This is a genomic window from Streptococcus sp. IMAU 99161, from assembly GCF_014435245.1.
GTDB classification, from domain to species: domain Bacteria; phylum Bacillota; class Bacilli; order Lactobacillales; family Streptococcaceae; genus Streptococcus; species Streptococcus lactarius.
In genome coordinates, this window is the sequence record NZ_JAAPAW010000010.1 from 71,939 (window position 1) to 92,236 (window position 20,298).

At 38.5% G+C, this 20,298-nt stretch carries 18 protein-coding genes and 2 pseudogenes; 2 read left to right on the forward strand and 18 right to left on the reverse strand.

Going from position 1 to position 20,298, the window contains the following annotated elements; all coding sequences use genetic code 11:
• Positions 1-304: 304 nt before the first annotated feature.
• From HA044_RS05460 to HA044_RS05475, 4 genes and pseudogenes are all read right to left on the reverse strand, one after another.
• Positions 305-1,240, reverse strand: a complete 936-nt coding sequence (locus tag HA044_RS05460) for a conjugal transfer protein (RefSeq protein WP_001224320.1) — start codon at positions 1,238-1,240, stop codon at positions 305-307.
• Entirely contained in the window at positions 1,237-2,238 is a 1,002-nt protein-coding gene (locus HA044_RS05465; protein WP_000769868.1) for a lysozyme family protein, read from the reverse strand. The genes HA044_RS05460 and HA044_RS05465 overlap by 4 nt, the downstream gene beginning before the upstream one ends.
• On the reverse strand, positions 2,235-4,412 hold the full coding sequence (locus HA044_RS05470; RefSeq protein ID WP_000804748.1) for a CD3337/EF1877 family mobilome membrane protein: 2,178 nt from the start codon (positions 4,410-4,412) through the stop codon (positions 2,235-2,237). The genes HA044_RS05465 and HA044_RS05470 overlap by 4 nt, the downstream gene beginning before the upstream one ends.
• Positions 4,413-4,414: 2 nt before the next feature.
• Positions 4,415-5,995, reverse strand: a pseudogene (locus HA044_RS05475) (ATP-binding protein); the annotation flags it as partial.
• Between HA044_RS05475 and HA044_RS05480 the strand changes: the two are divergent.
• A pseudogene (locus HA044_RS05480) lies at positions 5,972-6,175 on the forward strand (transposase); the annotation flags it as partial. The pseudogenes HA044_RS05475 and HA044_RS05480 overlap by 24 nt on opposite strands.
• Before the next feature lie 129 nt (positions 6,176-6,304).
• On the opposite strand, the gene aph(2'')-Ia reads toward HA044_RS05480, so the two are convergent.
• From aph(2'')-Ia to HA044_RS05495, 3 genes are all read right to left on the reverse strand, one after another.
• Entirely contained in the window at positions 6,305-7,744 is a 1,440-nt protein-coding gene (gene aph(2'')-Ia / locus HA044_RS05485; RefSeq protein ID WP_001028144.1) for an aminoglycoside O-phosphotransferase APH(2'')-Ia, read from the reverse strand.
• Positions 7,745-8,137 carry a GNAT family N-acetyltransferase gene (locus tag HA044_RS05490; protein WP_053019407.1) on the reverse strand — a complete coding sequence of 131 codons (393 nt, stop codon included), beginning with the start codon at positions 8,135-8,137 and terminating at the stop codon, positions 7,745-7,747. It abuts the gene before it with no gap.
• Positions 8,138-8,255: 118 nt separating this feature from the next.
• A complete protein-coding gene (locus tag HA044_RS05495) occupies positions 8,256-8,477 on the reverse strand; it encodes a hypothetical protein (RefSeq protein WP_001009056.1) in 222 nt (73 codons plus the stop codon).
• Positions 8,478-8,656: 179 nt separating this feature from the next.
• On the opposite strand from HA044_RS05495, the gene HA044_RS05500 reads away from it, so the two are divergent.
• On the forward strand, positions 8,657-9,904 hold the full coding sequence (locus HA044_RS05500) for an ISL3 family transposase (protein ID WP_000019067.1): 1,248 nt from the start codon (positions 8,657-8,659) through the stop codon (positions 9,902-9,904).
• A 256-nt stretch (positions 9,905-10,160) separates the two neighbouring features.
• Here the strand turns inward: HA044_RS05500 and erm(B) are convergent, their stop codons facing one another.
• The 11 genes from erm(B) to HA044_RS05555 all read right to left on the reverse strand — a co-directional run bounded on the left by erm(B) (position 10,161) and on the right by HA044_RS05555 (position 20,286).
• On the reverse strand, positions 10,161-10,898 hold the full coding sequence (gene erm(B) / locus HA044_RS05505) for a 23S rRNA (adenine(2058)-N(6))-methyltransferase Erm(B) (RefSeq protein ID WP_001038795.1): 738 nt from the start codon (positions 10,896-10,898) through the stop codon (positions 10,161-10,163).
• A gap of 124 nt (positions 10,899-11,022) precedes the next feature.
• Positions 11,023-11,106, reverse strand: coding sequence for a 23S rRNA methyltransferase attenuation leader peptide (locus tag HA044_RS05510; protein WP_001814874.1), 84 nt, complete (start codon positions 11,104-11,106; stop codon positions 11,023-11,025).
• Between the two features lie 48 nt (positions 11,107-11,154).
• Entirely contained in the window at positions 11,155-11,322 is a 168-nt protein-coding gene (locus HA044_RS05515; RefSeq protein ID WP_000502600.1) for an MLS leader peptide, read from the reverse strand.
• Entirely contained in the window at positions 11,312-12,532 is a 1,221-nt protein-coding gene (gene mobT / locus HA044_RS05520; RefSeq protein WP_000398285.1) for a MobT family relaxase, read from the reverse strand. The genes HA044_RS05515 and mobT overlap by 11 nt, the downstream gene beginning before the upstream one ends.
• A 22-nt stretch (positions 12,533-12,554) precedes the next feature.
• Entirely contained in the window at positions 12,555-12,707 is a 153-nt protein-coding gene (locus tag HA044_RS05525) for a hypothetical protein (RefSeq protein ID WP_000879507.1), read from the reverse strand.
• Between the two features lie 2 nt (positions 12,708-12,709).
• Positions 12,710-14,095, reverse strand: a complete 1,386-nt coding sequence (locus tag HA044_RS05530) for an FtsK/SpoIIIE domain-containing protein (protein ID WP_000813488.1) — start codon at positions 14,093-14,095, stop codon at positions 12,710-12,712.
• Between the two features lie 28 nt (positions 14,096-14,123).
• A complete protein-coding gene (locus HA044_RS05535; RefSeq protein WP_000985015.1) occupies positions 14,124-14,510 on the reverse strand; it encodes a YdcP family protein in 387 nt (128 codons plus the stop codon).
• A gap of 15 nt (positions 14,511-14,525) precedes the next feature.
• A complete protein-coding gene (locus tag HA044_RS05540; RefSeq protein ID WP_000420682.1) occupies positions 14,526-14,840 on the reverse strand; it encodes a YdcP family protein in 315 nt (104 codons plus the stop codon).
• A 361-nt stretch (positions 14,841-15,201) separates the two neighbouring features.
• On the reverse strand, positions 15,202-16,944 hold the full coding sequence (locus tag HA044_RS05545; RefSeq protein ID WP_187539993.1) for an ABC transporter ATP-binding protein: 1,743 nt from the start codon (positions 16,942-16,944) through the stop codon (positions 15,202-15,204).
• Entirely contained in the window at positions 16,941-18,668 is a 1,728-nt protein-coding gene (locus tag HA044_RS05550; RefSeq protein ID WP_187539995.1) for an ABC transporter ATP-binding protein, read from the reverse strand. Before HA044_RS05550 ends, HA044_RS05545 begins: the two co-directional genes overlap by 4 nt.
• 418 nt (positions 18,669-19,086) lie before the next feature.
• Positions 19,087-20,286: an MFS transporter gene (locus HA044_RS05555; protein WP_187539996.1), complete on the reverse strand. Its 1,200-nt coding sequence runs from the start codon at positions 20,284-20,286 to the stop codon at positions 19,087-19,089.
• Positions 20,287-20,298 lie beyond the last annotated feature (12 nt).

Consider the following 20,298-nt stretch of genomic DNA (forward strand, 5'->3'; position numbering starts at 1 on the left):
TTTATGCATAACCATAGGTATACAAAGCATACAGATATTCTCTGGATACTTTAGAATCACATGATAAAGGTATTCTTAAACTGGGTACAAAAAACTAAGCCCTCCTAAAAAAGGACATCCAATTATTTGTTCCCACTATCAAATTGACAGTTTATTTAAGAATACCTTGCCGCATATTTATTAACTCCTTTTAAATAGATACTTAAATAATAGCACGTAAGAGCATATTTGTCAAGGAATCTCCAATTTTTTATCAAAGAGAGTACGTGATTACAAAATAGCTGTAATAATGTACCAATATTTGTTATTCTATAATCTTCCAATTACTCCCGTTCTTTTCAAGTACCAAATCAAATTGAGATACCTGCGTTGCTTTGGTCTGCTGGTCGATATACTCCACTGTCAGCGATACCGTGACTTGATTATCCTTACGATTGTGAATAGGATTTACCAGTTCTTGAAAGATGTACTCTTTTCCGATTGGTTTTAATATCCCGTCATTCACATAGTAGGAAAGTTCACTGGCTGTCGCTGTAGGATAGAGCTTGAAGAACGTCGTTAAAAACTCATTGATTTCATTGGTTGTAATGGAATCAACCGTCCCCTCACTTTCAATGGCTTTTGGTTTATAACTTGATTTCTTAGGTATGTTGGTAATGGTCGGATTCTTAACCAGTACCATATTTCCAGAACCATCTACATAGACACTCACTATATAAGCAGAGTGGACGGTCTTTGTATTTTCTCCCTCTGTAATGAGCTGGTCTACACTGTAGGTTACATTAAACTCATTGTCGCCAGTTGGCTCTACCGTCCATATCTGAAATCCTCTTACAGAAGACGATACAGGAATATCTTTGCGTACTGTATCAACATTGAGAGCTTGAAGTTCATCTGTCAGATAGCCTTTTAGACTTTCCATTCGATTATCAATGGACTTATCGGATTGCTCCCATGAATAGTAGACTTTCGCAAAGTTCTCTACAAAATTTTCTACATGATGAGTATCAACGTATTCCTTTTCTATGATAGTTGTTTCGTGAATAGTATGAGTATCTATAGCTGTAAAGTGCTTGAATATCGCAAAGCTGAAACTAAGCCCTAAAAGTACCCACAAGGCAATCACAACCTTTTTATGAGGATTGACCTTATAGTAGACACGAGGTTTCTTTTCCTTTGGTATCTGTTTTTCTTTATTCTGATTTTTTCTAAATTTCATCATTAAATCTTCCTTTCTCATTGTTTGATTCGTCCTGCTCCCACTAAATGCTGTTGCCAGTAGGGGCTTGTTAAGTCGGCATAACCGATTGGGTCGCCTGCATGAAACATACGGTTATTGCCAAGGTATATCCCAACATGAGTAATATAAGAGCCAGCGTTATAGGTAGAATGAAAGAAAACCAAATCGCCAGCTTGTGCTTCCGATAGTGGGATATGCTGGGTCACATCATATTGCTGTTGTGCGGTTCGTGGTAAGTTAATTCCAGCTTTTCCATACGTCCATTGTGTCAGTCCGCTACAATCAAAAGAAGTAGTCGGGGAAGCTCCACCGTAAACGTATCGCCAGCCCTCATATTTCAGTGCTTCGTCCATGATGGCTTGTACCGTATCATCATCAAACTCTGTTGTGACAAGATACTGCGTTACCAGTTGCACATAAAACATATTGCCATAGTTGTATCGCCAGCCCCCATTGATAGGTATGGCTATGGGATTGGGGTAAGACACTTTTTCGCCACCTGAATACTCTTTTGAGAAACTTTGAGCCAGTTCAAAGGTATATTTATTTCCACGATTAGCCACATACCCTAAGAAACCACCACCATAATTGTAGGACTGGATAACCGATTCTAAATCTACACTGAGCCTTTCGCTACTGGCTAATAATTCACTGAAATACTTCACACCTTGCTTAATGGATTCTTCTGTACTCAATGAATTAGGTGGAAGACCGAGGGATTCCGAGGACTGCATAACATCTTCCGCAGTACCGCCCGATTCCACCTGTATAATCGCAAGAAGTATGTTGACATATTCTTCAACGCCATATTCTTTGGCATATTTTTCTACCATAGGCTTATGAGCCAGCACTTCTGCGGAAACATTCACACCTCCATAATGAATATTGGAAATTCCGCTGTCCTGTTCATCTGAAAATAAAATGGCAACAAACAGAAGCAGTGAGAAGACCATCAAGAATAATCCAGAACCACCAATCACTAAAGTTTTCAACTTCATGGTTTCTTACCGACTTTCTTAATGGTGGCGGTTTTGATTGGTGGTCTACTTCTTGTATTTTGTAGTGGTACTCTTTGAACAGTAGACGGACGTTCTTTTGTGATTGGACGTTGTGAAGTTCTATCTGCTGTAGTGGTTGAAGTTGCTGGCTTTTGAACGGTTTTTTCTTGAACGGTATTGCCTTGGCGTTCCACTTTTGGACTTGAAAAATCGGACTTAACTGCTGGACGCTCTTGTTTGGCTTGTTGAGATTCCTTATATGAAGTCTGAATATTAGACTGTTTTGAGGTCTGTTCATCATGATATTGTTCTTGTCTTGTAGTCGGTCTTTCATGAACAGAAGAAGCAGGCTGTTTTTTCTGTTTGACCTGTTCCATTTCAGAGCGACGCTTCGCAATGGTTTTTCGCCTTTGTTCCTGCTGTTCCTTGCGTCCACTGGCTCTGTCCGCTTTGGTTTGAGAAATACTACTGGTTAAATCACGGACATTCTCTTTTACTTTGGATTTTCCTTGATATACTGCATATCTTGCATTGGTCGGCAAATCTTTAACCTGTTCTTTCAAACCACTAGCAGTGTCTACCATTCTGTCTTTGGTATCAGCTACTGTACCGATGGTTTGACCGATACGTTTTCCAAGTGTTGATTTTTCCTTTCCGTCTGGTCGGGAGTGATCTGCTTGTGTCCTTGCAGAACTCCCCGAACCCGACTGTCCTTTTTTACCTGTAACAATGGCAGACCCAGCCCCTAGAGTAGTCATGGAACGTCCAAGTTTCCGCTGTAGACGGTGCATGTGAGCGTGCATAAGCATACGAGGTTTTCTCATCACACGACTTCCCACACTTTGAGAATCGTTACTCTGTAGAGAAAACATACTCATTAAATCGCCCAGCTTGAAGTAGATTCCTGCAAAGGTCACAATCTGTAGAAAAGCAATCAAAAAGAACGGATAACCAGCCGATAAGGTATAGAGCATGGTTGAAATACTAAATGCTGTCGTAATAATCAATGTGATTCCAGCTCGTGTCAAAATGGTATTAAAGAGCTTTGTTATGGCTCGTTTTGACATACCATCAAATGATGGAATCATGCTTAAAATAAAGCTCACAGGCAGAAACATAGCATAGATGATAAAAAGTACCTGCGAGAAAATCATGATTCCTGTTAATAGGAATACAAATATGGAAATCCCAATATTGAAGACAAATAGGAAGAAGACTGTACCTAAACGGTTAATGGTCTTTGTAATGGTTAGATTGGTATTGCTTCTGTCTTCAATTTCTTCCGCAACAATTTTTTCTCTGTCTTCGCCATTGTTGGAATCTGGGCTGGTGGAGAGCAGGCTTTCCACACGGTCAATACCGATACTTTCAATGTCTGAACTGTTGTATTGAAGCAGTAGCCACGGTTGCTGAACCTGTATGGAAAACAGGCTATCTCTGATTAAGTCCACGCTGTCCTTGCCTTGACTATCGGAATGGGGCATGACAATCTTCGTGCCAAGTGATAAACTGGCATTACTGATGTCTGATGAAAAGTCATTGATTTTTTTAATGTAGTCGGGAGCGTAGGCAATAAAGGAAGCCGATAGGATAAACACCAGCACAAAATTCATAATGGCATGAATTGCCTTTGTGGTTTCTCTCTTTATCAGTCCCGTATAGGCAACATAAACCCCAAGAACCAAAATCAAGAGTAAGAGGAATCCAACATAGAAACCCTCTGTTGAAAATCCGTTTGCACTCACACCAGCTAAGGTCTGCATATTCTTACCAATGGAATCTGCTGTAGCGGAAATGAAGTCTAAGGAATAGGCTTCCTGTACTAAGTAACCTGTCGCATTGGAAACATACAAACTGATTGTCCAAATAAAATTGGTAATGGCATATAGTCCATACATGACCTGTTTTCCAATCCCGTCCGACCAGTTCCACGGAAGCCAGCCCCAGCTATTATCCACATAAAAATCCAGTTGATAGTTTTCAAGTGGGTATCGGCTGTATTCATTTGCCACATTGACCGTATCATCTACCAAGCCCGCAGCTTGAACCACCGTTCCCAGCATGGCTAAAAGAAAAATGGCAATCACAAGTGTGAAAGCCACTGTCATTGCCACTTTACCTAGACGTTTCAGCGTCCAGTTTGATTTTATTCTGTTTACTATTGATGGTTTCACATTTACACCTCTTTTCGCACAGGTGGTCTGGTATCAAAGGCATGGAGCAGTTCTTCAAATACAGGGTGGAACTGTATCACACCGACACGACCATATAAATCACTGATAAGGCATTGCCCGTTTTCCAAATCACGCAATCGCTTCTGATTGTTTTCGTCCTCTGGGTCTACACCAAAAAAGGCTAAGGTCTTTTTAATCTCGTTAAGGTCAGTGGAACGAAATGCAAATTTTAAGCCGAGGTTATTTTTCAGTTTTTCATCTAAGAGGTCGTCTGTATTTTGGGTCACGAAATATACCCCAGCGTTCATAGCACGACCAGCCCGAACCAGCTTCATAGATAGTGTTTTTCCTTGTGCTACCTGTAAAAAGCTCCATGCTTCGTCTAAATCTACAATCTTGAAAATGCTTCGGTCTGTATGGATAAAGTCTAAAGCAAAGGTACTAATGACAATCAGCATAGCAACGGATAAAAGCTCCATAGTGGTATATTCCTCAAAGGAAGTTTCCTTGTCGGGAAGTACCAAGTCCGCAACCTGTATAATGTTCAGTTGTTTTTCTAAGCTGATAGACTGCTCCACATAACCATTACTGAATAATAAATGTGCAAAGTCATAGTCTGTAAAACTTTCGATATGGTCGGCTATACTGGTACTTAGTGGCGTATTCTCAACCCGTAATTCCTCAATCACTTTCATCAACCCTCGTACTTCACTATTGGTTACTGCACGAATGGCTTTTCTAAGGATTGGGAAGCGTTCCCCATCACGAGAGGAAATCCCCGTAAGGAATGTCAGAATATCAATAGCCAGTGATTCAGAATCTTTGGGATTTTTCATAATCACATAAGGGTCAAGTAAGCCTTTGTTTTTCTCATCAGAAGTCAGAGTGACGATATTGATTTCATGGGAAATCTCTGGCAAGGTTTCTTTCCATCTGCCACGTTCTGCTTTTGGGTCTACAATCACTGCTTGTGCCCCATAAAGCACCGCATAATAGACGATAAGGTTATTCGCAAAGGATTTACCACCACCCAGCGAACCAACAAAAGCCGACGCTAACGCATTGGTTACTGAACCCTTAACCCCTTGACTGGCAAGAGCAGGTTTCAGATAGACATTGCGTCCAGTATCTAAGCTGTAGCCAACATAAATCCCCTCATTTTCCCCCAGCATTTGAGTAGCACCAAAACCTAAACCAGCGAGGAAATCAGAGGTCACGTATTGAATATAATCATTCATATAACGCTTGCTGGCAGGTAAAAATTCTTCATGTAAGCCGAGCATATCCCCAAATGGTCGTACCGGTTTTACGCTTAAATCGTCATAAAAATCTTTCACTTCATTACAACGACGTTTGAGTTCGTCAAGATCATTTGCTGATACCCTTACCACATAAGACAGCTTGTACATAGATTCCTTGCTTTGGTCTAAATTGGTTTCCAGCTCATTCACACTTTCCAGAGCTTCCGCCACATTGGAGCTGGTTTCATTATCACTTTGCCAAGCGTGGTTATCCAAGTCTTTCAGTTCTTTCTTTTTATTGCGGACAGTAGATAGGGCTTTACGATTCGCTACAATTCCCACAATCGACTAAAGAGTACCAATCTAATTGAACGACTGAATCAAGAAGTACGCAGAAGAGAAAAGATTATTCGCATCTTCCCCAATCAAACATCAGCCAATCGCTTAATTGGAGCCGTTCTTATGGACCTACATGATGAATGGATTTATTCTTCAAGAAAATACATCAATTTTGATAAGTAGAAATGGTAAAAACATTGTATAGCATTTTACACAGGAGTCTGGACTTGACTCACTTCCTTTATTATTTTTCATTTTTTTAAACTATTTAATACTAATGTCTTTTATAATAGCTTTTCATATATTATATAATCAATCTTTATAAGTCCTTTTATAAATTTCTTTTCTACCATTTTCGATAAATTCCTGTTTAATATTTTTAATTCCATAAACAATAGTTTCAATAGGATAATATTCTTCAACTATATCTTGATATTCTTTTGCTTTCTCAATATCTATATTTCCATACATTCTTAATATATCTTCTCCAAAATTTGTTCCTATTTCTTCTTCACTATCTTCAAGTAAGTATATAAAATCACAATATTCATCTATAATTCCAGAATCTCCAAAATCAATTATTCCAGTTAATCTATTATTGCCATCTAACAATAGATGATTACAACTAAAATCATTATGGCATAAACACTTTTTACCCTCAAAAACTGTTGTTGCATTTAGTCTTTCCATAAAACTTTCTATATAATCTTTTTCTATATCAGTTAAATCATTATAAATAGTTTCACGCAACAATATATACTCTTCTAATACATTTTGTTTATTATCAATAGTACATTCACTAATATCTGTATAATCTAAACCGTGCATTTGTCTTAAAAAACTGGCAATATCTCGTTTTAACAAATTTTGTTCTTCTTCTGACATAGTAGAATAAATTTCTGGTGTTAAAAAAGTTCCTTTAATTTCTTTATAACCTAGTATAGATAATTCATCACTAATATACGAATATTCAATATTAGGAATTTTTACATTAGTTTCTAAATTTGTATTTAAAAAATTATATATTGCTTTTTCTTTTGCATAACCTTTTTTCTTATTAGTACTAAATTTTGTTTTAAAAATGTATTCATTATTAACTAAATATGCCACACTATCATAACCACTACCGATTATTTCAATACTATCTACTTTGAAATTATCAAAGTAATGCTCAATTAAATATTTCATTGCCTTAACATTTGTGGCATTATCATCATATCTATATTCCATTAAATAACAATCTTCTTTTTTGCCCTCGTGTAATTCATGTTCTGGCAAATCTTCAATAATTCTAAAACCAGATTTTTGGTATGCCCTTATTGCTCTTGGATTATTTTTATGAGGGTCTAAAATAACTGCATTAGCATTTCTTTCTTTTTTCAAAAATTCAAAAATCAATTTAATATATCTTGTACCAATTCCTTTACTCCAATAATTTGGCTCTCCTATAAATTGATCCATACCATAGACTATCTCATCAGTTTTTGGATAATGATAATCAGTATATAACTCATCATACATTTTATATATTTGTCCATATCCAATAGGAACATTGTTATATTCAATAATTACTCTAAAAACTTCATCTTCCCAAGGCTCTGTATAATGTTTTTTTAATGATTCTAATGTATATTTTTTATCTCTACCACCATAAAATTCTAATACTCTTTCATCAGTTAACCATTTTAACATCAAAGGAAAATCATCATCTATTAAAGTTCTTATACATATTTCATTTTCAACTATATTCATTTATTTATCACCTTTTTCATAATCATATACATATACTATTTCATCTTTATAATCATTTTTACCACCTAATTTTTCATATACATGGCAAGCTCTAGGATTACCTTTATCAGTTATTAAAAACATTTCAGAACAACCAATCTCTTTAGAATATTCCTTAATAAAAGATAATAATTTTGAACCATAACCTTTGTCTTGATAGTTAGGTAACATTCCTATTGAGTGTAAATAAAACATTGTTTTTCCATCAGGTCTTAAAAGTGTATAGCAATATGCAAATCCTATAATTTTATTATTTTCTTTAGCTATAAACCCAAATGAACTGGTATCATTAAGAAATCCTTTTAAATTATCAATATCAAAAACCATATTATCATCAATTAAAAACTCAGTCAAGTCCAGACTCCTGTGTAAAATGCTATACAATGTTTTTACCATTTCTACTTATCAAAATTGATGTATTTTCTTGAAGAATAAATCCATTCATCATGTAGGTCCATAAGAACGGTTTTATTTAAGCACCAATAATGCGATTGAATAGCTCTAGTAAAATGTCTTTTACTCCAGCAGCGTTGAAGACTAAGCCAACCGCAATAATCGCAATAATTAAAAAGCCAATCAGTTTGCTAAACTCACGCTTGAAGCCAAGATACAAGCCAATCACAACGATTGCTAAAAGCACCAGTGATTGAGCGTTTGATAGAAACCAGTTATAAAGGTTTTGTCCAAAATTCATAAAAATGTTCTCCTCTCTATATTCAATGAATTTGTATTTGAGTTATTTTTTTGGGGTATACACTTTCTGGTATGGATAGAGATTCCATGCCAGATTTTTTTATACAAAAAAGAGGACATTTGCTGTCCCCTCGTTATACAATCAATTCACCACAAAAATCATGAAAGAAGGTTAAACAAATGTCCCATAATGATTCTATCCTAAATATTCTTGGAATTAAAGATAAAAATATTAAAATTATTTCTGTTGAAGAAGCTGAACACAACAACGATTCTGTTAAAGAGTATATAACGCTAATAACAGCTACTCTTTCTTATCCGATTAATCGTTGTCGTAACTGTGGCTTTCCCACAGTTAATAAGGATGGCTTTCGCAAAACTCATGTACGACTGGCAAGTTTAAATGGGAGAAGATATGAACTAGAGCTTCGTAAACAACGCTATAAATGTAAATCATGCCATACTACTTTTGGTGCTATTACTAATTTAACCAAAGAAAATCAAACCTTATCCAGTGATCTCAAAAATCAAATCATGCTTTTAGCTCGTAAAGGCTTATCTGGTCAGCTTATTGCTGAAATGTGTCACTGCTCTCCTAGCAGTGTTCGTCGAACAATCTTAGAGCGCATGGAACCACACTATCGTGTGGCTAAGTTGCCTAAGCATCTATGTTTTGACGAGTTTCGTTCAATTAAGTCTGTGATGTCCTTTATCTGTTGTGACGCTGAAACCCACCAAATTGTCACAAAGTTACAGGATCGTCTATCACCTACCATTGTTGATTATTTTGAAAGTCGTTATTCAAAAGCCGAACGCGAATGCGTTCAATCAGTTGTAATTGATTTAAATGCTCAATATCAAAGTTTTATCTATCGCCTTTTCCCTAATGCCAATATCATTATTGATCGCTTCCACCTTGTACAATTAGCTGGTCGCGCTTTGGACAATTGTCGTATCTCTATCCTAAAGCAACTTGATAAACAGAGCCAAGAATATAAAATTATGAAGTCACATTGGAAGCTATTCCATAAAAAAGCTGAAGATCTTCACCCTGAAGAAGTAGTTTTTCTTCGCGGCGTTAAACAATATATGACTCGCCAAAATGCTGTTGATCTCATTACTAGTAAATTTTCCAAGTTCGCTGAAGTATACCAAACTTACCAAGATATCACGAAAGCCCTAAACGAGCGCAATAGTGAATTACTAGAGTCAACCATCTTAGACTACCAAAAAACCAATACAGAAATGGATACTGCTATTCAAACCCTTCGTCAAAACAGAAAATATGTCTTAAATAGCGCTAAATTTGAATACTCTAATGGTCCTTTAGAAGGCATCAATCGCAAAATCAAAACCCTAAAACGAACTTGTTATGGTTTTGCCAATCAAAAATTTTTCTTTTTAAGAATCGATTGTATTTTTTCGTAAAAAAATACCCCCTACATTTTCGTAGGAAGTATTTTTAGTCAACCATACCAGTTGACAGATATCCCACTTAGGACATTTTCCTACAAGGGGTCCCGAGCGCTTAGTGGGAATTTGTACCCCTTATCGATACAAATTCCCCGTAGGCGCTAGGGACCTCTTTAGCTTCTTGGAAGCTGTCAGTAGTATATCTAATAATTTATCTCCATTCCCTTTAGTAACGTGTAACTTTCCAAATTTAAAAAAGCGACTCATAGAATTATTTCCTCCCGTTAAATAATAGATAACTATTAAAAATAGACAATACTTGCTCATAAGTAATGGTACTTAAATTGTTTACTTTGGCGTGTTTCATTGCTTGATGAAACTGATTTTTAGTAAACAGTTGACGATATTCTCGATTGACCCATTTTGAAACAAAGTACGTATATAGCTTCCAATATTTATCTGGAACATCTGTGGTATGGCGGGTAAGTTTTATTAAGACACTGTTTACTTTTGGTTTAGGATGAAAGCATTCCGCTGGCAGCTTAAGCAATTGCTGAATCGAGACTTGAGTGTGCAAGAGCAACCCTAGTGTTCGGTGAATATCCAAGGTACGCTTGTAGAATCCTTCTTCAACAATCAGATAGATGTCAGACGCACGGCTTTCAAAAACCACTTTTTTAATAATTTGTGTGCTTAAATGGTAAGGAATATTCCCAACAATTTTATACCTCTGTTTGTTAGGGAATTGAAACTGTAGAATATCTTGGTGAATTAAAGTGACACGAGTATTCAGTTTTAATTTTTCTGACGATAAGTTGAATAGATGACTGTCTAATTCAATAGACGTTACCTGTTTACTTATTTTAGCCAGTTTCGTCGTTAAATGCCCTTTACCTGTTCCAATTTCGTAAACGGTATCGGTTTCTTTTAAATTCAATTGTTTTATTATTTGGTTGAGTACTTTTTCACTCGTTAAAAAGTTTTGAGAATATTTTATATTTTTGTTCATGTAATCTCTCCTGAAGTGATTACATCTATAAACAAATACAGAAGTTAAACGATTTGTTTGTAATTTTAGTTATCTGTTTAAAAAGTCATAAGATTAGTCACTGGTAGGAATTAATCTAACGTATTTATTTATCTGCGTAATCACTGTTTTTAGTCTGTTTCAAAACAGTAGATGTTTTATCTACATTACGCATTTGGAATACCAACATGACGAATCCCTCCTTCTTAATTACAAATTTTTAGCATCTAATTTAACTTCAATTCCTATTATACAAAATTTTAAGATAATGCACTATCAACACACTCTTAAGTTTGCTTCTAAGTCTTATTTCCATAACTTCTTTTACGTTTCCGCCATTCTTTGCTGTTTCGATTTTTATGATATGGTGCAAGTCAGCACGAACACGAACCGTCTTATCTCCCATTATATCCTTTTTTTGTTGTTATCACGTCCTGTTCTTTTACTGACTGTTGCTTCAAAATCTGCTTGTGTCGGTCTGTCAGTTTCGCATGGTCGAGAATGTCTTTTACAACCTGCGTCTGGTTGATTTCATCAAGTTTAATCGCAACCTTTAAGGTCGGGGCAACTTGATGAGATAGCCAGTTCAGCGTCCTTTGGAAGGAGTAAGGCTCTGGTTTTGTGGTTAGTTTTAATCGTTCACGATTGTTCCCAATAAACCAAGCCCATTCTTCATTCAGTTTCCAATCAGAACGAGGTTTGGAATCGTCTTTATCTACAAAACGGATATACCGATTGATAATTTTAAAGGCGGTATGCTCTGGATTGTCATAGACGAGTAAATCACGGACTGCATAATAGGCACGCTCATTTTTCAATCGAATCTCAAAACGGTTTTTTACTTCTGCGTCTTCAATGGGAATATCATTTTTCTTGTACTGCTCGTAGTCCTTTTCATAGATACAGAAATAAACTTCACTTTGTAATGAACCGATATAGAGGGTGTTTCCCATACATTCCTTTTCCTCTTTGCGTACCAGTTCGCCACTGCGATAGCTTTTAAAACTGCGGAAGACGGAGATACATTCTTCCTGTTGGCACTTTTCAGTGAGTACAGGGATATTCAAAATCCCTGTCTTATCGTTAATGGCAAGGTCAAGGCGTTTCATCACACCGCCAGCCACCAAAACGTCCATAAAGAACTCATACCAGCTTCTTTGTTGTGCCAGAAGATAGCTTTCAAATTGTCTGCACCCACGACCTTTCAATTCCACCAGAACTCCTTTGTCCAGTTCATGGGAGCAAAGGACGAATATGTCGCCTAAAGCATAATGCTCTGAATAAGAATAGAAACCATAGTCCTCATGAAGAAAATAGGACAGTTTCAGTTGTAAGATGTTTTCGACCACCTGCTGTACGTCTGTTGTCGGAAAGCGAATCCTTACATAATCAAACAGCATTTCAAGGGGAGCGTCGGGATTGAAGCGTTCCAGAGCTTCCCAAAGGGACTGCTGTAAATCCTCTGATGGCTTGACTTTTCCTGTTTCAATATCGCTTAGATACTGCCTTGTAATACCAGTCGCAACAGCTAAACGGTTTTGAGATAGTCCATAAGCCAAGCGTTTTTCTTTTAAATGCTGTAACCAAGTTTGTTCATTCAGTAAAAATCCCTCCAATCAAAAAGGCGTATGTCAACTTTTAAAGCCCATTTGACATACGCTGAAATTTTGTAAATCCCTTGTAACCAAAGGATTTTCTAATGTTTTTTTGACTGTTTCCTGTCGATTTGTACCCCCCTGTTAGATACGGGGGGTTAAGTGCTGGCGTGGCTATTGCCACACCAGCCAGCAAGATCAGTCCACACCTGCGACTTCCGCTTCGCACGTCGCCTGCGTGGACTGTCTGCTGTTGGATAACTTTTTAATTTCCTCCAAGAAATCATATCCTTTTGGTACAAGGGGAGTATAAAACTCTGATATGACACTTGTTCCTACATCAACATAGCCACGACCTTTGATTCGCTTTAAGAAGAAATCCTTTTGTACGTCACTGCCAAACATCATGCCATAGCCCATTTCAGACATACGACCTAAAGCCACTCTGAAATTAAACTGATCACGGATTCCGTCGCCTAAATATTTTGCGTCTGGACGTTGACAAGCCAGTATTAGAAAGAAGCCAGCTTGACGACCTAACATGACAATCTGTTTCAGCTTATTCATAACTGCGGTGTTTTCTTTTGTTCCCAGCATTTCCATGAAAGCGACGTATTCATCAAAGATTAAGAAGTGTGCCGGGAGACCTAAGTAAGCATAATTTTTGCCAGTCTTATAGTTCTTCATCTGCTTCATTTCCTCACTACGTTTCATCATTTCTTCATAGAATGTTTCAATGCAAGAAAGCAAGTCTTCTTTTCTATAGTAGACATTTGCCATCACAGAACCTAAGTCCGCAAGATCAGCATTTTTCGGGTCAAGAATATACAGTTTTGAATCTGTATGAAGCAAGGCTTCAATCAGTGTCAGTATAAAGTAAGTTTTACCGCCACCTGTACCACCAGCAATCAACATATGAGGGAGCTTATCATATTCCCACCATACGTTTTTCATTAAGCGAAGTTTACCATCTTTAGCTTCTACTTCATCAATAGAAATACGACTGGCTATGGTGTCATAGAGCAAAGTATATTCCACATAGGAATCCTTTAACTCTTTATCCGTCAGCTCACAGTACAAGCCACTCTCTAATTTCTTTTCCAAGTGTAAGAGTTGGTCTTGATATTTTCCCAGCGTGATTTCCACCCGTATCTGTATCAAGCCATTTTTAAGTCGATAATACATTTTAGGGAAGTAGGTTATCTTTTCCTTTGTACGACCAGCACTATCTTTAAAGAAACCCTCTGTTTTGACCTGTTCAGATTCATACCACTTGTTTTCAAGTATCATCTTTGCCAGTTTTTGACGGTGGTAAAGTTGTTTAACCGTATCATAGCGAACCCGTTTGAATACAAACGCTACCAGCAAGCAGATAAGAATTGCGACACTGAAACTGATAATTAAATAGGGAATGTCAATCTTATCTGCTTGTGATAGGTTAAAATCCTGCCAGTTGATCTGCTGGATTGTCTTCACATGAAACAGTCCGACAACCAGCAGGAAAACAGGCAGGAGTGACGCTATCGTAAAATGAAAGACTAAATCTTTACCAGATGGGCGAATCCTTTTACCACGCTGTTTCATGCGAAAAAGTCTCCTTTCTACCTAGCGACTATTTGTCTTGTGTCGGTTCTTTCTTTGCTTGTGGTTGAGCTTTGAATGAACTAGAATCCTTTGTCAGCACAATATCGTCTGCCTTGATATACCAGTCAACATCTGCTCCTTGATAGGTGGCAGTAGCAACGGTGTCCGCAATGGGATTGATAAGTTCCACCCGTGCGTTATAATCAAACTCTTTCAAAGGCACGCTGGCAGGAATACTTACTTGAATCATGCGTCCTTGTCCTTTGGATTTTAAGTCATAGGTACGTTCCTTGATTTCATCTGAAACCGACCCGTCTTCATTTTGGATTCTCACTTCACGACGTAGAGCAGAGAATTTCAATTCTCCAAAAGTCGTGTCTTTATCTAATACAATGCCATTTGCTAATCTCATCATTTTTCCTCTCTTTCTTTATTCTTTTATCATGTCGTCAGCATGTAAAAGGTAATTTGTAAAACCACGAGTGCCGATTTTGTAGCCCTCTGCGGTAATACGTGGATTGACTAACTTCACACGTTCCTCAAAGCCGAAATGTTTTTCGCCAGCTTCAGCAGGAAGCACCACCACAATATCATCTGCTCTTTGAACATCAGAATAGAGATTATAGCTTCTTGATAAGACAGTTAGCCGTCCGTTGATTCTTCGCTGAACGACTTTATCCTCGCCAGCAAATTCTAAATTGCCGAATGTTTTTTCCATGTTGGGAATCACAAATTTAAGTTCCATATTTTTACCTATCCTTTCTTTTTTATTGGCTGAATGAATGTTTGATGGTCTTAAAGAGTGGGGAACGACCTTTTGATTCTTGATTTTTTGTTTTCATAAGTTCACTTCCTTTCAAAATCGGGTAAAAAAATAGACACCTCATTTTTTGAAGTGTCTACCTATTAAATATTCAAATTTTATTGGAAGTATCTTTATATCTTCACTTTTCAAGGATAAATCGTCGTATCAAAGCTCATTCATAAGTAGTAAATTAGTAGTAAATTGAGTGGTTTTGACCTTGATAAAGTGTGATAAGTCCAGTTTTTATGCGGATAACTAGATTTTTATGCTATTTTTACTTTAAAAATAGTTTGTTTACATTCTAACCAATCTGTTGCTGAGCTGTCTGCAACTTGTAGTAAACACCTTGCGCTTGCATCAGCTCTTCATGAGTACCATGTTCAACAATATCTCCATCCACCATGACAAGGATCATATCGGCATTTTGAACGGTCGATAAGCGGTGGGCAATAATAAAGCTGGTCCGTCCCTTCATGAGCTGAGAAAAGGCATCTTGAATCAAGACCTCAGTCCGAGTATCAATAGAGGATGTCGCCTCATCCAAGATCAAAATCTTAGGAACAGAGAGGAAAACCCGCGCAATCGTTAAGAGTTGGCGTTGACCTTGGGACAAAGACTCTCCAGCATCTGAAAGATAGGTATCATACCCTTGTGGCAACTGCCGGATAAAGAAATCCGCATTGGCTGCTTTTGCTGCTTCTATCACTTCTTCTCTGGTCGCATCTGGACGAGAAAAAGCGATATTTTCATGAATAGTCCCAACCTTAAGCCAGGTTTCTTGCAACACCATGCCAAACTGTTGGCGGTAGGAAGCACGGGTGTAGTCCGTAATCGGCGCCCCATCAATCGTAATCATCCCAGAGTTCACAGGGTAGAAACGCATGAGCAGATTGATCAAGGTAGATTTTCCTGCTCCTGTAGGCCCTACAATAGCAACCTTACTAGCAGCTGGAACTTGGATGGTTAAATCTTTGATCAAGGTCCGTCCTACATCATAGCCAAATGTGACGTGCTCAAAGCCAATCGCCCCTTTGACATCCTGAGTTTCTAGAACCTGATGTCCCGTCTCTTTGATCTCATCTTGATCCAATACGCTGTACAAGCGCTCTGCGCAGGCAAGGGCACTTTGGAGTTCTGACAAGACAGAGGAAATATCATTAAATGGCTTGGTGTATTGGTTGACATAGTTGAGGAAGGTCACTAATTGACCTACTGTGAAGTGCGAACCTGAAATGATTCGAACCGCACCAAATCCAGCCACCACTGCATAAATCATAGCATTCACAAAGCGAGTCGCAGGATTGACAGTAGAAGAATAAAAGACAGCGGATTGGGAATACTTAGCGTAGGTTTCATTCGTCTCCTTAAAGGCCGCACGGAATTGATCCTGAGCGTTAAAAGACTGGATCAAACTTTCCTGGGTCAACGACTCCTCGATCAACTGAGTTTGAAGACCACGCGCCTTGGTCTGCTTTTGAAAAAGCGTATAAGAACGCTTGGCAATAAAACGAGCAATCAAAAGAGACAAAGGAGTCAAGACCAGAACCGCTACCATCATAAAGAAATCCAGCTCTGCCATGGTCACAATGGTCACAAGAATGGTTAAGAGGCCAACAAAGAACTGGTTAAAGACCATGAGAAGCCCGCTATTAAGTTGCTCCACATCGGTCGTGAGACGACTGACGAAGTCCCCACTCCCTTGCTTATCCAGATAAGACAGGGGCAAGCGGTGTACTTTTTCCATCACTTCTGCCCTTAGGGTTTGGCTAAATCGATAGACCAATTGATTGTAGAGAAGAGGATTGATCCATTGAATCAAGGTATTTGCCAAAATAATCAGCACCATTTGGATCAAAACAGGCCATAAGACTTTCATCCCTTGAGGATTGATAACCAAGTCAACCGCATGTCCAATCAAGATCGGTAACCAAACCGTTAAGGCTACTTGAGCAATGGTTCCGATACTGGCTAGAATCAGGAAACCGGGATGGTGAGCAAAATCTCTAAACAGACGTTTTAAATAACTAGAACGTTTTTGACTCATGCTTCCTCCCTCCCGTGTTGTGATTTATGAATTTCTTGATAAATCTCATTCGTAGCCAAGAGGAACTCATGATTGCCCAGGCCTACTTGATGGCCCTTATTCAAGACCAAAATCTGATCAGCAGATTTAAGACTATTGGTTCGTTGTGATACTAGGATCAGACTCGTATTACTCAATTCTTCTTTAATCGATTTTAAGAGGCGAGCTTCCGTCAAATAATCCAGGGCAGAAGTCGAATCATCCAAAATCAAGAAAGGGGCCCTTTTCAAAAGAGCACGCGCAATGGTCAAACGCTGGCGTTGGCCACCTGAAAAATTTCGACCAAAGGCTTCAACCGGCTCATCAAGTTGTCCTTCTTTTTCACGGACAAAATCAGCCGCCTGAGCTATTTCTAGTGCCCACCACAAATCATGATCCGTCACACTTTCATCCATCCCAAGTAAGAGATTGGAACGAATAGTTCCACGAAAGAGCTCTGCTTTCTGTGGGGCGACAGCTACCCACTCCCGCCACTCTTTGAGAGTTTTAGGAGAATGTCCTTGATGATAGAGGGCTAATTGGCCTTGACTAACGGCATACAAATGACTCAAAAGCTGAACCAGGGTGGACTTCCCAGATCCTGTACCACCGATAATTCCCAGCATCTGTCCTTGGTCAAGATCAAAGGAAATTCCCTCTAGGGCTGGGCTTGAAGCCGTTGGATAGGTGAAAGAAACTTCCTCTGCACTGATCGCTTCTTGTTCTGTTGCGGTTTCCTCTGCCAAAGCTTCTAGGAGGTCTTCTTCTTTCAAATCAAAGATCTCTTGTACCCGCTTGGCTGAAATATAGCTGACATTTAAAGACGTGACCAGCATAGCCAGCTTGATCAATTCTGTTAAAATTTGCAATAAATAATTGACCAGAGCGACCAACATCCCTTGAGTCAGAAGACCCGCAGAGATAGTTACTTGTCCCTGCCAAATGACACAGACTAAGGTCGTATTGACCACAAGGAAGGTCAAGGGACTCACCAAACTAGACCAGATACCAGCGCGAATTTGCCAGACTTTGTAGTCCTGATTGACCTCTCTAAAATCTTCTAATTCACTAGCCTGTTGTCCAAAGGCCCGAATCACTCGCATCCCTTGAAATTGCTGACGCGTTACCGTAACCATTCGGTCTGTGATTTTCCGAATGGTTGCAAAGAGAGGATTGACAATCCGAGACATGAGGACAATAATCAGCGCCAAAATGGTCACCATCCCCAAGAACCAAAGGGTTAATTTGGGACTGATGGTGAAGGCCATGATAATAGAGCCAAAGACAATAATCGGTGCTCTTAAAAAGAGGCGCAAGAAGAGATTGATCCCAACCTGAATTTGATAAGTATCAGAGGTGAGACGGGTCACCAAACTAGATGTACCGATCCTATCTCGCTTGTCCTTCGGAAGGGACAAGATCTTATCATACAACTCCTTTGTCATCTCACGGGTAAAGCCGACAGCTGCTTTAGATGAAAAATACTGAGCCGTAATAGCTACGACAACACCAAGGCCGGCAAATAAAAACAAAACTCCGACCGTCATCACCACTCCGCTCGTTTCCTTTTGTGGAATGACCTGATCGACCAAGTGGGCAATGATTAAGGGAACACATAATTCAAAAATGGCTTCTAAAAGTTTAAACACGGGCCCTAAAAAGGTTTCTACCAGATAGCCCTTAAAATACTTCAATAACGGTTTCATACGACTCGATTCTAATTGTAAAGGATGTACCTATTTTACCACAATTTTCACAGACAAAAAAACTCTCCCTGCATAGCGGAGAGAATGAAAACATATATAATCTGCACTTTTATACAAATTTATTAACTTCTTTAAGGATAAAATAATTTTATTTGTAAAAGTTATTCAATCATCTACTGAAACTTTCCGCTGTGAGAAAAGTGCTAGAAACACTATTGTTTCTAGCACTCGGGAGTTTTGAAACTTTAGGTTCAAAACTAAGTCATGGAACTTCGTAGAAGTTCGCTGACGTCCGTCCTCGCCTAAGGAAAGTTTCTAAGATGACTTTTTCTTTAATCTTAATCTTCCTGCAAAGCAGAGAGAGTTCGTTTAGTTTTGTTCTATTTAAACCTTGTTAGACAAATGAACCGTCAGAATTTTATTCACTCTTTAGGCTCTTGTTTAAGCTCTTACCCATTTTCCTCAGTCCAATCAGTAAGAGAGGGAAAGAGAATAAGGTTATAAGTCCTAGCACAATAAAGACTGCTACAAATCCATAACTATCAATAAACCAACCCGTCAGTGGGAAGATAACGATCATGGATAGACTAAACATCATCGAATTGATACTCAGCATGGTTGCACGCACACTGGACGGTAAATAGCCTTGTAACTCATTGTAGTATATGGGTTGGTACACTGCATAAAGGGCATTGGTTAAGAGATAGACACTTAGATATGCGAATGGAGTCCTGAATGCGACCAAAAACAAGGCCAAACCTGTCAGTGCAACCAGAATCGGAAAGACGCGATCACTATTCCATTTTTTTCCGATTTGACTAGCCAGATAAACCGCTAGGAGATTTAAGAGACTCCCAACAAGCATGACGAGCGACACTTGCCAACTAGCTAGGTCACTAATTTTCTGCTGGTAGTAAAAATAAAACATACACATGATGGTCCCTACCAACTGATAGGTGAGCATCCAGTAAAAAAGTACTGGCTTTTCCCGCCATTCTTGTTTCACTACCACCACTATTCGTTTTAAGGTCAAGTGGTCTCTTTCATTATTCTTGGTTTCAGGCTCTTTCATCAGAAAAATCAAGAGAATGGAAACTAATGAAAGGCCGATGGCAATATAATAGGTCCAAGCCAAGGCGCCATGAACAAAGAGGCCTGCCACAACTGTACCTAAAGTTCGGGTGACCTCAGCCACACCAGACAAAAAGCTAGAAATCTGAAGGTAACGGTCCTTTTGACCCGCTTCAACTGCTGAATCATATAAGAAAGCGGTACTGGTTCCCGAATCAAAATTGTAAGACCAGGCATTGACCATCATGGCAAGCGCATACATCCAAAAATTCCCCTGACCAAACAAAATCAAGATGGAGGATCCAATACTGGATAAGCGAGCTAAATAGAGATTGGTCTTGTAGCTAAATCGATCAGCCAACATACCAGAAGGGATCTCACACAAGAGACTGGTCCCATGAAAGATACTCTCTAAGAGACCGATTTGAAGCAAGGAAAGACCATTCTGAATGAAAAATAAAATCCAAAAACTGGTGATTCCAAAATAAGATGTAAATTCCAGTCCTGCTAGGAGTGGAATATTGCCTTTGTAAGTTCTTTTAAACATTGTTTTCTCTCT

What these genes read in the sequence shown, in the direction of transcription:
- HA044_RS05460 (WP_001224320.1), bottom strand. Translation starts at nt 1,240, where the DNA reads ATGAGAAAGGAAGATTTAATGATGAAATTTAGAAAAAATCAGAATAAA.
- HA044_RS05515 (WP_000502600.1), bottom strand. Translation starts at nt 11,322, where the DNA reads ATGGGAGATAAGACGGTTCGTGTTCGTGCTGACTTGCACCATATCATA.
- HA044_RS05555 (WP_187539996.1), bottom strand. Translation starts at nt 20,286, where the DNA reads ATGTTTAAAAGAACTTACAAAGGCAATATTCCACTCCTAGCAGGACTG.
- HA044_RS05550 (WP_187539995.1), bottom strand. Translation starts at nt 18,668, where the DNA reads ATGAAACCGTTATTGAAGTATTTTAAGGGCTATCTGGTAGAAACCTTT.
- HA044_RS05545 (WP_187539993.1), bottom strand. Translation starts at nt 16,944, where the DNA reads ATGAGTCAAAAACGTTCTAGTTATTTAAAACGTCTGTTTAGAGATTTT.
- HA044_RS05530 (WP_000813488.1), bottom strand. Translation starts at nt 14,095, where the DNA reads ATGAAACAGCGTGGTAAAAGGATTCGCCCATCTGGTAAAGATTTAGTC.
- HA044_RS05540 (WP_000420682.1), bottom strand. Translation starts at nt 14,840, where the DNA reads ATGGAACTTAAATTTGTGATTCCCAACATGGAAAAAACATTCGGCAAT.
- HA044_RS05510 (WP_001814874.1), bottom strand. Translation starts at nt 11,106, where the DNA reads ATGTTGGTATTCCAAATGCGTAATGTAGATAAAACATCTACTGTTTTG.
- HA044_RS05535 (WP_000985015.1), bottom strand. Translation starts at nt 14,510, where the DNA reads ATGATGAGATTAGCAAATGGCATTGTATTAGATAAAGACACGACTTTT.
- HA044_RS05495 (WP_001009056.1), bottom strand. Translation starts at nt 8,477, where the DNA reads ATGAATTTTGGACAAAACCTTTATAACTGGTTTCTATCAAACGCTCAA.
- HA044_RS05465 (WP_000769868.1), bottom strand. Translation starts at nt 2,238, where the DNA reads ATGAAGTTGAAAACTTTAGTGATTGGTGGTTCTGGATTATTCTTGATG.
- HA044_RS05500 (WP_000019067.1), top strand. Translation starts at nt 8,657, where the DNA reads ATGTCCCATAATGATTCTATCCTAAATATTCTTGGAATTAAAGATAAA.